Annotated in this window: 6 protein-coding genes and 1 pseudogene; 1 reads left to right on the top strand and 6 read right to left on the bottom strand. The window is 73.3% G+C overall.

Annotation, left to right across the window (positions count from 1 at the left end; translation table 11 throughout):
• Nucleotides 1–128: 128 nt before the first annotated feature.
• The 4 genes from D6270_RS26585 to eccD form a co-directional block, all read right to left on the bottom strand.
• Nucleotides 129–437: a WXG100 family type VII secretion target gene (locus D6270_RS26585; RefSeq protein WP_109163159.1), complete on the bottom strand. Its 309-nt coding sequence runs from the start codon at nt 435–437 to the stop codon at nt 129–131.
• 87 nt (nt 438–524) lie between these two features.
• Nucleotides 525–860 (bottom strand): hypothetical protein, encoded by a 336-nt coding sequence (locus D6270_RS26580; protein ID WP_030081476.1) that lies wholly within the window; start codon nt 858–860, stop codon nt 525–527.
• Nucleotides 861–1,245: 385 nt separating this feature from the next.
• Nucleotides 1,246–2,847, bottom strand: a complete 1,602-nt coding sequence (gene eccB / locus D6270_RS26575; RefSeq protein ID WP_109163160.1) for a type VII secretion protein EccB — start codon at nt 2,845–2,847, stop codon at nt 1,246–1,248.
• A gap of 45 nt (nt 2,848–2,892) precedes the next feature.
• Nucleotides 2,893–4,299: a type VII secretion integral membrane protein EccD gene (eccD, locus tag D6270_RS26570; protein WP_109163161.1), complete on the bottom strand. Its 1,407-nt coding sequence runs from the start codon at nt 4,297–4,299 to the stop codon at nt 2,893–2,895.
• A gap of 396 nt (nt 4,300–4,695) precedes the next feature.
• On the opposite strand from eccD, the gene eccCa reads away from it, so the two are divergent.
• The gene (eccCa, locus tag D6270_RS26565; protein ID WP_225976953.1) at nt 4,696–8,703 is read left to right on the top strand and encodes a type VII secretion protein EccCa; all 4,008 of its coding nucleotides are present in this window, start codon (nt 4,696–4,698) and stop codon (nt 8,701–8,703) included.
• A gap of 61 nt (nt 8,704–8,764) precedes the next feature.
• On the opposite strand, the gene D6270_RS26560 is transcribed toward eccCa, so the two are convergent.
• Nucleotides 8,765–10,018: a S8 family serine peptidase gene (locus D6270_RS26560; RefSeq protein ID WP_109163162.1), complete on the bottom strand. Its 1,254-nt coding sequence runs from the start codon at nt 10,016–10,018 to the stop codon at nt 8,765–8,767.
• Nucleotides 10,015–13,325 (bottom strand): annotated as a pseudogene (locus D6270_RS26555) (right-handed parallel beta-helix repeat-containing protein). Before D6270_RS26555 ends, D6270_RS26560 begins: the two are co-directional and overlap by 4 nt.
• Nucleotides 13,326–13,417: the final 92 nt, after the last annotated feature.

The raw sequence follows: 13,417 nt of genomic DNA, 5'->3' as shown, positions 1-13,417 counted from the left end.
CGGAGCGGAACAGGGTTACGGGACTGGGGCCCGGGGGGACCGGATCGGCATCCCCCCGGTCGGGCGCACACGCGAACGCCGGGGTCCGCCCTCCGTACCGTACGGCTGGAGGGGAACCCCGGCGGGGACTAGCGAGCCCGCACGCCACCCCAGTTGTCGGCGCTGCGGCGCTCGTCACGGGAGTGGTTGTCGTGGATGCTCTGGACCAGGTCACCGCTGTCGCCCAGGAGCAGGGCCATGTTCTTGGTCGCCTGGTCCCACTCGGCCTGGACCCCGCGGTACATCGCCTGGTCGTCACCCTCCCAGGAGGTGATGAGCGGCTTCAGCTCGTCCTCCAGGTTGTTGAGGGTGGTGATGATCTGCTGGGTCTGCTGCTTCAGCTCCTCGATCGCGTTGCGGACCGTGGAGTACTGCACATCGATGATGCCGTCGGCCATGACATCTCCTCTCGGTGGCCGGGCGCCAAGGCCCGGGGGTGCTCATGGTCCGGCCTCCGCACGGGGGCCGGTGGAGCGAGGGTGGGGTCAGCGCAGCGCTTCGAAGACGCCCTGGCTGGTCTTGCTGTTCAGCACCTCGGTGAGGTCCTGGTTCTCCTTGGCCAGCCGGTTGGCCGACGTGACGTTCTCCTGGAGCGCGTCGATCATCTTGCTGATCTGGACGACGACCTTCTGGGCCTCGCCGTTCCAGCTGCGGAAGAGCTTCAGCAGGGCCTGGCCCTCGTCACCGCCCACGCCCGAACGCGCGGCGATCTCGGCGACGTTGTTCTGCGTCTTCTCTACCGAGGCACGGGCCGACTCAAGTGAGGAGACACCTCCCAAGCCCTTGGCATAATCCGCCCTCCTCTGGCCACTGTCCGCCATGTCACGCTCCCTTCGTCGAGGCAACTCTGCACGCACCGTTGCCCGCTGAGGTTATGGAGAACTCCTCGTCCGGCGCAACGTATGCAAGGAAGATTTGAGCATAGGCCAGTTGCGGGGATTCCTTGCGGGGCAAGGGAGTTACCGAAGGTTTCCGGGAAATGAACACACACCGCCGCCGGACGCCCACACAGCGGGATACGGACAAGAAACGGGCAGCGATGGAATCTGAACGGTCATCGAGGGGCCTCATTTTCTGAGCTTTATCTGAGGCTTCTCCCGTGCACGTCCACACGAAATCTCCCCGACCCGGGGACGCGCCGAAGGCCGAGTACGCCCCCGCTCCCCGTTTTCTTTTGTTAGGCACCATTGGGGGCGTTTGTCTGGATCATGGCCGGGAGTCGGCTGCGGAGGCGGCCGCGCCGCCGGCCTTCCCGGCGTCGGCCGCAGCCGCCGCCCGGCCCGTCTCCCCGCCCTTGTCGGAGGCGCACCTGGGTGCCGTGACCTTGGGCTCCGCGATGCCGGAGGCGGCGGCCGGGTCCAGGTCGGCGCCGGTCGGCAGGGCCGCGAGCAGCGGTGCGGGTACCGAGCCGATGTCCCCCTCCCCGTAGCCGAGGGCGCCCAGGGACTCCTTGGCCGGGACGCGGTACTTCACGCCGTTCTCGGCCACCAGGTAGGTCGTCCCGGCGTGGGCCGCACCGCTGGCGTGCAGGGCCCGGACCAGGGCGCCACGTCCCGGGCGTACGACGGTGGCGTCCGTCCGGGCGCAGGCCTCGGCCACCGGCTGGGCGGCGCCCTGCGAGAACGCGACCGGGGTGAGCTCGGTCAGCGGGACCAGCACCGACCGGATCCGGGCGCCGCCGCTGCCGCCGTCCACCTGGGCGCAGAGCGCGGTGCCGCGGGGTGCGGAGTGCGGGATCGGCGGCGTACGGGGCAACTCGGCGCCCGCTGATCCCGCGGCGGCCGTCTCCTTGGCCCGGTGCGTACGGAGCGCGTCGGCGCCGACCGCGCGGGCCTCCGGCGAGCGGCCCTCGTAGGCGTCCTTCTGCGTGGCCGGGTCGCCCAGGACGAGGGCGGCCTCCAGCCGGGACAGCGGCACCAGGCCGTCCTTGCGCAGCAGGTGGTACGTGCTGCCGCCGCCGGGCACGCTCACCTCGAACAGCTGGCCCACCCTGCTCTCCTCGCCACCGAGGACCGGTCCCTTCTCCCCTCGCCCCGTGACCTCCGGCGGCTTCAGGGCGGGGCCGGGGGCCAGGGCGTCGAGGAAGGCGGCGGAGACGGGCATGGCCCGCTCGGAGCCGTAACCGAGGGCGTTACGGGCGTCGGACGGCCGGTCCAGGGGCAGCCGGCTGCCCCGCCACACCAGATACTCGGTGCGGTCGGGGCCGCGTACGAGCACTCCTCGGTCGGCGCCGACGTCCTGGGTCTCCAGCGGCGCGCCGGCGACCAGGGTGGTGGCCCCCGCCTGGTCGACCCCGACGCCCGTGATGCCGCCGGAGGTGCTGGGCAGCGCGCCGTCCGGTCCGGTGACGCACATGTGCCAGGCACCGGGGTCGAGCTGGGCGGGGCCGGGAAGGGTGTCGGGGGCGCCGGGGATGCCGGCCGGGGAGCCGACGGGGACGTCCCGCAGCGAGGCGGTGGAGACGTCCACGGCCTTGAGCTGCGCGCCTCCGATCAGCCGGGCCGAGGTGTAGTTGCGGACCGGGTGGAGTACACCGTCGGTGCCGGTCCACAGATAGCGGGCGCCGGTCTCGCGGTTGACCACCAGGTTCTCGCCCTTGCGCCAGGTCTCGTTGCCACCGGGGCGCAGCAGCCCGTAGACGGTGGTGCCTGCCCCGATCAGGACGGTCACCAGGATGCCGAAGACGACGCCCCGGGTCGTCCGGCCCAGCGGGCTCTCCGGGGCGTCGGGGTCGGCCGTCAGCAGGCCCGAGCTGAGCCTGCCCATCATGAATCCGTGGGCCTGCACCTGGTCGCGCTTGGACTGCACGGCCTCTCCTCAACTCTTCTTCGACGGAACGGCGTACGGGGGGACTCAGCCGAACAGGCCGCGCAGCCAGCCGAAGAGGCCCGCCACCCACAGGGTGAACGGCAGCAGCGCGACCGCGAGGCCGGTGTGGGCCAGCTCGGCCGCCCGGCCCCAGTACGGCAGCACCCGGCGGCCGGGGACGATCCAGGACGCGGTCACCAGGCCGGCCGCGACGGCGAGCAGCACCGCGAAGACGACCACGCGGCCGTCGGCGTCGCTGTCCACCGCCCAGGCGCGGGCGAGCAGCAGCAGCCCCCAGATCCCGGGCACCGCCAGGGTGAGCCGCTGGCCGATGTGGACCAGGCCCCGGGAGTGCAGGAGCAGCAGGAGGGAGAGGGCGAGCGCGGTGAGCGTCTCGGGGAGGTCCGGGGTGTGGGTGAGGACGGTCAGAGCGGCGGCGGCGACGGTGCCGGTGGCGGCGAAGAGGGCGGTGACCCAGCGTCCGGCGAGTTCGGTGCGTTCGGCGACCTCGTCGCCCGCGTACGGGTCGATGCCCTCCTGGAGCTGCCCCGCGGAGGAAGGCAGGGAGGGCATCCGCATCCCGGCCAGTTTGAAGGCGAAGGGGGCCACCGCACCGGCGGCGAGCGCGACCACGGTGGCCACCAGCGCCACGGCGGCGGACGCGTCCAGGCCGCTGTAGCCCATCAGCGCCCCGGAGATCGCGGTGGCGACCGCGACCACGGCGGTGGCGAGCAGGGCGGGGGCGCCGACGGCGGTCGCGGCGAGGGCGAGGACCGCACCGCCCGCCGCCGCCGCGCCTGCCGCGAGCAGCCGGGCGCCCGCCACCTGGGTCGCGTCGGGGCCGGACAGGTCGCCGCCGGGCAGCACCCAGCCGACCAGGGCGAAGCAGGGGGCGACCAGCAGGCCGAGCGCGGTCGCGGAGAGCCGGTCGCCGACCGCGCGGCTGGCGGAGCCGGCGCCCGCGAGGAGCAGCACCCCGGCCACGGCGGCGCAGGCGGCCCGGACGGCGGTGGATTCGGCCACTCCGGGCCGGAACACCAGCACCAGGGCGGCTGCCACGGTCGCCACGGCGGTGCCCACCAGCAGGCTCCGGGCCGCCCCGGCGTGCCAGGTGTGCAGCCGGCGGCCCACCGTCTCGGCGATCCCGTCGACCAGGTCGTCCAGCCGGGCCTCGGGCAGCGCCTCGGTGTGCGGGCGCAGATGGAGGACGGCACCGTCGGCGAGACCTGCCTGGGCCAGGGTGGTCTCCTCGTCGAGGGGGGCGTCGCCGAGCCGCTGGAGCACCCAGCCGGCGTGGTCGAGTCCGGCCTCCTCGGCCTCCTCGCCGACGTACCGCAGGAGGGTGGGGAGGAGGTCGGCGACCGGTACGTCGGCGGGCACGGCCAGATCGATGGTGACGCTCGGCGCACGTACGGTCAGGCGGCACGATTCGGCCACCGCACTGTCGGTCATCAGCAGAACTCTCGTCTTCCGTGCAGGCTCTGACAGGAGGCTTCCCCGCGAGAGGGAATGTGCGAACAGTACGGATAAGTCCGCGTGCCTGTGAACCGGGGTGCCGGGCAGGAGAATTGTGCCCGCGCACCTGGCGACCACGACTCCCGCGTGGACAGGGCGCGTTCCGTGAATGCAGACTACTGCCTGCGGCCACCGGCCGTACTGCGGGCCGGGGTGAGGAATCCGGCAAAGGGCACCGGTCTTCGCAGAAGTCGGCCGCCCCCGCTATCTGCTCGAAACATTCACCCGGCGTTCGTCGAGTGCACTCGCGCCCGAGGAATCCGTCGGGCGGTCTTTCCGGGTGCGCCAGTATTCGGAGCGGTCGGAAAGTCAGTGAACCGGAGGTTCTCTTCCTTGAGTGTCGTGCTGTTTCGCCGCCCGGCCCGCAGGCGCGGGCCGGAGATGCCCGAGGGGCAGTTGACCCTCCAGGAGCCGCCGGTCCTCGCCGAGTCGGTGCCCGACACCTCGGCGGTGTGGACCTATCTGCCGATGGCGCTGATGTCGGTGTCGATGATGCTGATGTTCCTACGCCCCGGCGGCGGGAACGGCGTCTTCATGTACCTGGCGATGGGCGTGATGGCGCTCTCCGCCGGTGCCATGCTGCTGGGGCAGCTGATGCGCCGCTCCAGCGAGCGCAAGCAGCGGCTGAAGGGGGAGCGCCGGGACTATCTGCGCTATCTGGCGCAGACCCGGAAGCGGGTGCGGACCACCATCGCGGAGCAGCAGCGGGCACTGGCCTGGCGCCACCCCGAGCCGGCGTCGCTCCGCTCGCTGGCCCGCACCTCGCGGCTGTGGGAACGGCGCCCGGCCGACGAGGACTTCGGCGAGGTCCGGCTGGCCGTCGGTGAACAGCAGCTCGCCCTCACCCTGAACCCGGTCTCCACCCGCCCGGTCGAGGACCTCGAACCCCTCTGCGCGCACGCCCTGCGCCGCTTCATCCGCGCCTACTCCACCATCCCCGAGCAGCCGCTGGGTCTCTATCTGCGCTCCTCGGCCCGGATCCTGCTGCGCCCGGAGGAGGCGCCCGAGGGGGAGGCGGCCGAGACGCAGGCCCCGGAGCAGGACGACGTACGCGCCCTGGTGCGGGCGATGCTCGGGCAGCTGGCCGTGTTCCACGCGCCCGAGGAGCTGTGGATCGCCCTCTGCGTCAGTGACGAGCGGCGGCCCGACTGGGAGTGGGTCAAGTGGCTGCCGCACGTGCTGGACCCGCACGAGGAGGACGGCGCGGGCCAGGCCCGCCGGATCACCGCCGACCTGACCGAGCTGGACGATCTGCTGGGCGCCGAGTTCGCCGAGCGCCCCGGCTTCGACCCGGACGCCCGCCCCGGGCGTGACGAGCCGTACACGGTGATCGTGCTGGACGGCGTCAACGTCCCCGAGGGCCACCGCTGGGAGGGCCACGGCTACCGCAACGCCCTGATCCTCGATGTGTCGGGAGCGCTGCGCTGGCGGCCCGGCCGCAACACGCTGCGGCTGACGGTCGGCCCCGACCAGGTGAACCTGGTCCGCACCGACCGCAGCCGCAAGGAGCGCTCGGTGCCGCTGGGCCGCCCCGACCGGCTCGGCCCGCTCAGCGCGGAGTCGCTGGCCCGGCTGCTCACCCCGCGCCGGATGAGCCTGGGCACCGACATCGCGCAGCCTCTGGACACCGACGTCGAGTTGACCACCCTGCTCGGCATCCCCGACCTGCACCGGCACGACCCGCAGACCCTGTTCGACCGGCACTCCGGTTCCGGCCGGCTGCGGGTGCCGATCGCGGTCGGCGTGGACGGCCGTCCGGTGGAGCTGGACATCAAGGAGTCCGCGCAGGGCGGCATGGGCCCGCACGGCATGCTCATCGGCGCCACCGGCTCCGGCAAGAGCGAGCTGCTGCGCACCCTGGTCCTGGGCCTCGCACTGACCAACTCCTCCGAGACCCTCAACTTCGTCCTGGTCGACTTCAAGGGCGGCGCCACCTTCCTCGGCCTGGAGGAGCTGCCGCACACCTCCGCCGTCATCACCAACCTGGCCGACGAGGTCGCCCTGGTGGAACGTATGCAGGACGCCCTGCACGGCGAACTCATCCGCCGCCAGGAGCTGCTGCGGTCGGCGGGCAACTACACCTCGGCCCTGGAGTACGAGCGGGCCCGCGCCGCCGGGACCGACCTCGCGCCGCTGCCCAGCCTCTTCGTGGTGGTCGACGAGTTCAGCGAACTGCTCTCCACTCACCGCGAGTTCATGGAACTCTTCGTGATGATCGGGCGTCTGGGCCGTTCGCTCGGCGTTCATCTGCTGCTCGCCTCGCAGCGCCTGGACGAGGGGCGCATGCACCAGCTGGAGAGCCACCTCTCGTACCGGATAGGCCTGCGCACCTTCTCCGCGATGGAGAGCCGGGGTGTGCTCGGCGTGCCCGATGCCTACGAGCTTCCGGCCGCGCCCGGCAGCGGGTTCCTGAAGTCCGGGGTGGAGGCCCTGACCCGGTTCCGTGCCGCGTACTCCTCGGGGACGTACCGGCGTCGGACCGGTGCGGTGGTGCAGGCCCGGGTGGCGAGCCAGGTGGTGCCGTGGACCAGCGGCTGGGTGGTGCCGCGCACGCTGGAGGCGGCGCCCGAACCGGAGCCGGAGACGGAGGAGGCCGAGGACGAGGAGGCGTTGCTCGATGTGGCGCTGGAGCGGCTCCAGGGCTCCGGTCCCGACGCCCACCAGGTGTGGCTGCCGCCGCTGGACGAGCCGTCCCCGCTGGACGCGCTGCTGCCCGGGATCGCGCCGGACAAGGTGCGCGGCCTGACCGCCACGAGCTGGCCGGGGACCGGGAAGCTGCGGGTCCCGGTCGGTCTGGTGGACAAGCCGTTCGAGCAGCGCCGCGACCCGCTGGTCGTGGACCTGTCCGGGGCGGGCGGCCACGTCGCCGTCGCGGGTGGTTCGCAGAGCGGCAAGTCGACGCTGGCCCGGACGCTGATCGCCGCCCTGGCGCTCACCCACACCCCGGCCGAGGTGCAGTTCTACTGCCTGGACTTCGGTGGCGGCGGCCTCTCCCAGCTGGCGGCGCTCCCCCATGTCGGCGGGGTCGCGGCCCGGCTCAACCCGGAGCGGGTCAACCGGGCGGTCGCCGAGGTGATGGCGCTGCTCGCCCGCCGTGAGCAGTTCTTCGTGGACCACACGCTGGACTCCATGCAGTCCTACCGGCGCCGCCGGGCCGCCGGGGAGTTCCCCGACGAGCCGTTCGGCGATGTGTTCATGGTGGTCGACGGCTGGTCCACCGTCCGCCAGGACTACGACGACCTGATCCCCAAGTTCAACGAACTGGCCGCCCGGGGGCTCAACTACGGCATCCACCTGATCATCACCACCACCCGCTGGGTGGAGCTGTCCGCACAGGTCCGCGACCAGGCCGCCACCCGGCTTGAGCTGCGGATGGGTGACCCGATGGACTCCGAGATCGACACCCGTAAGGCCCGTTCGGTGCCGCGCACCGGCGGCCGGGGCATCACCGCCGACAGCAAGATGCACTTCCTCGCGGGCCTGCCCCGCCTGGACGGCAGCGGCTCCCTGGAGGATCTCGGCGAGGGCGTCGCGCACCTGGTGGCGGAGATCGGCCGGCACTGGTACGGACCGTCCGCACCGCAGGTACGGATGCTCCCGCACCGCCTTCCGCTCTCCGAGCTCCCGGCGCCCGAGGCCACCGAGGGCGGCGGTATGCGCATCGCGCTCGGCCTCGACCAGGACGCGCTGGAGCCGGTCTGGCACGACTTCAGCCGGACGCCGCACCTGATCGCGGTCGGCGACACCGAGAGCGGCAAGACGAACCTGCTGCGGCTGATCACCAAGGGCATCACCACCCGGTACGCCCCCTCGGAGGCGAAGATCATCGCGGTGGACTACCGCCGTACCCTGGTCGACGCCATCCCGGAGGAGTACCGCATCGGGCACGTCATCTCCCTGGACAACCTCAACGAGACCATCGAGGGCGCGGCCCGCGCGATGAAGACCCGCGTGCCCGGGGCGGACATCTCGCCCGCCCGGATGCGTAGGTGCGACTGGTGGACGGGCCCGCGCCTGTTCGTCCTGGTCGACGACTACGACATGGTCTCCGGCAACTCCTTCCAGAGCCCCTTCGAGCCGGTCTTCGAGAATCTGACCCTGGGCTTCGAGATGGGCCTGCACCTGGTCGTCGCCCGCAGCGCCATGGGGGCGGGACGCGGGCTGAGCGACGGGCTGATCCGCCGCCTGGACGAGGCCAACAACCCGGCGGTCCTGCTCTCCTGCCCGCCCACGGAGGGCCGCCTCTTCGGCAACGCGAAGCCGCTCAACCTGCCGCCGGGCCGGGCCCTGCACATCCAGCGCCGCAAGCCGCGACTGGTGCAGACGGCGCTGGTGGAGTAGGACGACGCGGAGTCACGGCGCTGAGGCGCCCTCCCCCGACGGGGGAGGGCGCCTCTCGCGTTCAGCCCTTGTCGGACGTGCCGGCCCCGGCCGGGCGCCAGCCCCGGGCTCGGGCCCGGGTGAGCGCGAAGCCGGCCCAAAGGAGGGAGCCGACGCCGGCCGCCCCGAGGAGGACGAAGAGGGTGGCCCGGCCGGTGGCGCGGTCGGTGTCGGAGGTGTCGCGTACGGCCACGGGCTCGGCGGCCCGCTGCGCACCTGCGGCGGGCGGCGCGGCGGCGTCGCCGAGGACCGTGGTGACGGCGGCGTAGGCGTCCAGCTGGGGCATGTCGGCCGGGTACGCGGTGGCGGTGAGCCGCCGGGTGACCGCGGCGGCCTTGTCGTCGGGGTGGGTGGCGCGGACGGCCGCCGCCGCCCCGGCCGCGTAGGCGGTGGCCACCGCCACGCCGCCGCCCAGGTAGTGCCCCTTGCCGCGCGGCCCGCCGGAGACCACCCCGGCGCCCGGGGCGGCCAGATCGACGTCACCTGTGGACAGGGCACCGTCCGGGCGGGCTCCGGAGGGCAGCATGTCGGCGACCGCGAGGACCCCGGGCTCACCGGCGGGCCAGTAGGTACGGGTGGGGATCTCGTCGGCCGAGCCCCGCGACGGGGGCTCCGGGGTCGCCGCCGCGACCACCACCGCTCCGGCCTTGCGGGCCTCGGCGACGGCCTTGGTGAGCTCGGTGTCCTTGCGCGGGAGCGCCACCGTGACGGCGATCACGTCGGCCTTGGCGGTGGTCGCGGCCCGTACCGCCGCCGCGACGAGCGCCGCGTCCGGCTGCCCGCGCCGGTCGGTGCCGCGCAGGGCGAGGATCTTGGCGTCCGGGACGACTCCGGCCAGACGGGAGGTGGAGCCGCCGGTCCCGCCGATCAGCCCGGCCAGGAACGTGCCCTGCCCGACACAGTCGTCCGCCGCCTCGCCGTCGGCCGTGACGCGCCCGTCGAGCCCTTCGGCCCCGGGGTCGACGCCGGTGGAGATCAGCGCGACGGTCACGCCCGCCCCGGTGGTGTGCCGGTGCAGCCGGTCCAGGTCGAGGCGCTGGCGCGACCAGTCCTGCTTCTTCGCCCGCTCCTTGGAGGCGGGGGTGCAGGTGACGGCCTCGGCCCGGGGGTCGAGTGCGGTGGGCATCCCGGGCAGTTCCTGGCCCTTCGCCCCGTCGGCGGCGGGGAAGGCCGCCGGTGTACGGGAGAGGGACCCGGCCTGAGCCGGGGCGGCGGCCACGGGCACCACCAGGGCGGCGGCGAGGGAGGCCCCGCACAGCAGACGGGTCGGCCTCACTGCGGGACCACCTTCGGGGCTGCGGCCGTGACATCGGCCGGGAGGAGGATGCGCAGGTCGTCCAGGGTGGGCGCGGCCAGCGAACTGAGCCTGCCCGCCTGGCGGGTGACCATCGACTCGACCACCTGGCGGGCGAGGCGGGCGTTGCCGAAGGAGCGGTCGCGGGGCACCGCGTCGAAGTACTCCTTGAGCAGCGGTCCGGTGCCGGGCCCGCATTCGTACCCCATGGCGGAGGCCTGGGCGCGGACGATGGTGACCAGCTCCTCGGAGGAGTAGTCGGCGAAGGAGATCCGGCGCGGGAAGCGGGAGGAGAGGCCGGGGTTGGAGGCGAGGAAGCGTTCCATCTCGTCGGTGTATCCGGCCACGATGACGACCACTTCGTCGCGGTGGTCCTCCATCAGCTTCAGCAGGGTGTCCACCGCCTCCTGGCCGAAGTCGGCGCCGCCGCCGCGCGGGGTGAGGGTGTAGGCCTCGTCGATGAACAGCACACCGCCACGGGCCTTCTCGAAGACCTCGCGGGTCAACTGGGCGGTGTGGCCGATGTACCGGCCGACGAGGTCGGCACGGGCCGCCTCGATCAGCTGGCCGCGCTCCAGGACGCCGAGCTGGGTGAGCACCTCGCCGTAGAGACGGGCGACGGTGGTCTTGCCGGTGCCGGGCGGGCCGGTGAAGACCAGGTGGTTGGAGAGCGAGGGGACGGGCAGCCCGGCGGCTGCGCGGTGGCGGGCGGTGGTGATGAGGTTGACCAGGTCGGCGACCTCACGCTTCACGTCGGCCAGCCCGATCATGTCGCCGAGGCGGGTGAGCGGGTCGTCCGCCGGTGCGGCGGTCTCGGACGCCGAGGCGGCGGCGGTGGCGGAGACGTCATCGGGGAGCAGCAGCCGCAGATCGTGCTCGCTGACCTGGGCCTGGGAGGAGAGCCGGATCGCCTGCCGGTCGACCATCTCCTCGAACACCCCGCGCGCGGCACGGCCGTTGCCGAATCCGGCGTCCCGGTCCATCGCACCGAAGTGGGCGGCGAGCGCCTCCGCGGTCCCCTCCCCCAGCTCGTACTGGTGCTGGGCGCACATGCTCTCCATGATGGCGACCAGGTCGTCGACGGCGTAGTTCTCGAACTCGACGGTCCGCGAGAACCTGGACGCCAGGCCCGGGTTGGAGCTGAGGAAGGACTCCATCTCGCGGGAGTACCCGGCCGCGACCACCACCACGTCGTCGCGGTGGTCCTCCATGAGCTTGAGCAGCGTGTCCACGGCCTCGCGGCCGAAGTCGGCGCCGCCGTTGCCGCTGTCGGCGGTGAGCGTGTACGCCTCGTCGATGAACAGGACTCCGCCGAGGGCCCGCTGGAAGGTCTCGGAGGTCTTGATCGCGGTGCCGCCGACGACCTGGGCGACCAGATCGGCGCGGGAGACCTCGACCAGGTGGCCGCTGCGCAGCGAACCCAGCTCGGCCAGGATCGCCCCGTAGAGGCGGGCGACGGTGGTCTTGCCGGTGCCGGGCGGGCCCGCGAAGATCAGGTGCCTGCTCATCGGCGGCGCGGGCATGCCGAGTTGCTCGCGGCGCTGGGCGAGCTGGGTGAGGTTGACCAGCGTACGCACCTGCTGCTTGACGTTCTCCAGGCCGATCAGCGCGTTGAGGGCGCCGAGCGGGCCGTCCGCGCGGTCCGGCGGGGGCGCGTCGGCGGCGCCGGACCCCGCCGGGTCGGTGTTCTCGGCGCTGCCGCTGCCCCAGGCGTCGCGCTTGCCGTTGGAGACGCTGTTCAGGCCGTCCACGGCGAGGCGTTCGCCGGGCGCGGTCTGCACCAGGCCGCCGCCCTCGTTCTCCCGGGCGGTGCAGTTGACGAGCGAGACGGGGGCGGTGGACTCCACCCGGAACCCGTCCTGGGCACCACCGTTGGCCTCGCAGCCGCTGAGCGAGGCGAGCGCGCCCTCGCGGAGCAGGAAGCCGTGGCCCTTGGGGGCGTGGACGGTGGTGCGGTTGGCGGTCAGTTCACCGCCCGCGGCGACGACCACCCCTCCTCGCCGGAGATCTCGACGCGGAAGTCGCGGACGGTGACGTTGCCGCCGTCCTCCACGACCAGGCCGCTGGTGTCGGTGTCGGAGACCCCGCCACCGGCCAGGTAGAGGGTGGAGCCGGAGGCCACCCGGACACCGGCGCCCTTCGGCCGGACGATCTCGCAGTCCTCGACCCGGCCCCGGGCCTCCTTGGTGGCCGCGATGCCGTCACCGGCGGGCTCCACCAGCCGGGCCCGGCGCAGCAGCGGGTTGGCACCGCCCTGGAAGGCGACGGCGGGCGAGGAGCCGATCACCTCCAGGCGGTCCAGCTCCGGGGCCGAGTCCTCCTCCAGGAGCAGCCCGATCCCCTCGCAGTCGCGGACGGTCAGCCCGGTCAGCGCCGGGGAGGACGCCCCGGCGACCCGCAGGGCCGCGCCCTGGGCGCCGTCGACCCAGCAGTCCTCGAAGGTGCCGCGCGCCCGGTCGGTGACGAACAGCCCGTGTCCGCGGGCGCGCGAGACCCGGCAGCGGCGCAGTACGGGGTCGGTGCCCGCGGCCAGGACGATGCCGTTGCCGGAGGCGCCGGTGACGCGGACGTCCTCCAGGGTGGTGCGGCCCGCGGTGCTCAGGTGCACACCGGTGCTGGTGTCGTGCACGACGGTGCGGACGACGGAGAGCGCGGAGTTCTCCTCCAGGGCGATGGAGGGCTTGTCGGTGGAGGAGATGTCGCAGTCCTCGACGGTGCCGCGGGTCTCGCCGTTGGCGAGGAGGCCGTTGCCGCGGGCCCCGCGTACCGTGCAGTCGCGGACACGGGCCTCGCCCTGCTCGGCGAGGACGATGCCGCTGGTGCCGAGGTGTTCGAGGGTGCAGGACTCCACGGTGGTGGGCGTGGTCGAGGTCACGACGACACCCGCGCCCTGCGGGTTGCTCACCCGGCAGTTCCGCAGCGCGAGGGAGCCGGTCCCGCCGGCCAGCATCGCGGTCCAGGCGGCGCCGATGATCTCGCAGCCGTCGAACGCGGCCTGGCCGCGCCGGACGTCGACGGCCGGCAGCTCGGCGTCACCGCCGCGCAGCGTGAGTTCGGAGAGCATCACGGCGTCGGCGCGCAGCGCGAGCACGCTGCCCGTGCGCGGCCGGATCTCCACCGTGCCCCGCCCCTCGGCGGCGGTGAGGGTGACCCGGGTGTGGATCACCAGGTTCTCGGCGTACGTTCCGGGCCGGACGCTGATGAGCGCACCGGTGCGGGCGGCGGCGAGCGCCTCGCCGATCGTCGAAAAGCGGTCCCCGGGGCCGACCGACAGTACCTGGCGCGACACGCACCAACCTCCTCGCTACGGCGGCGTCCTGTCCGGACGCCCCTCTTCGCCCGGGACGCGGTTGGGCGTCCCCGGCGATGCCATCATGCCTG

The sequence above is a fragment of the Streptomyces griseus subsp. griseus genome, assembly GCF_003610995.1.
Lineage (GTDB): Bacteria > Actinomycetota > Actinomycetes > Streptomycetales > Streptomycetaceae > Streptomyces.
This window is presented reverse-complemented; position numbering and strand designations above follow the sequence as displayed.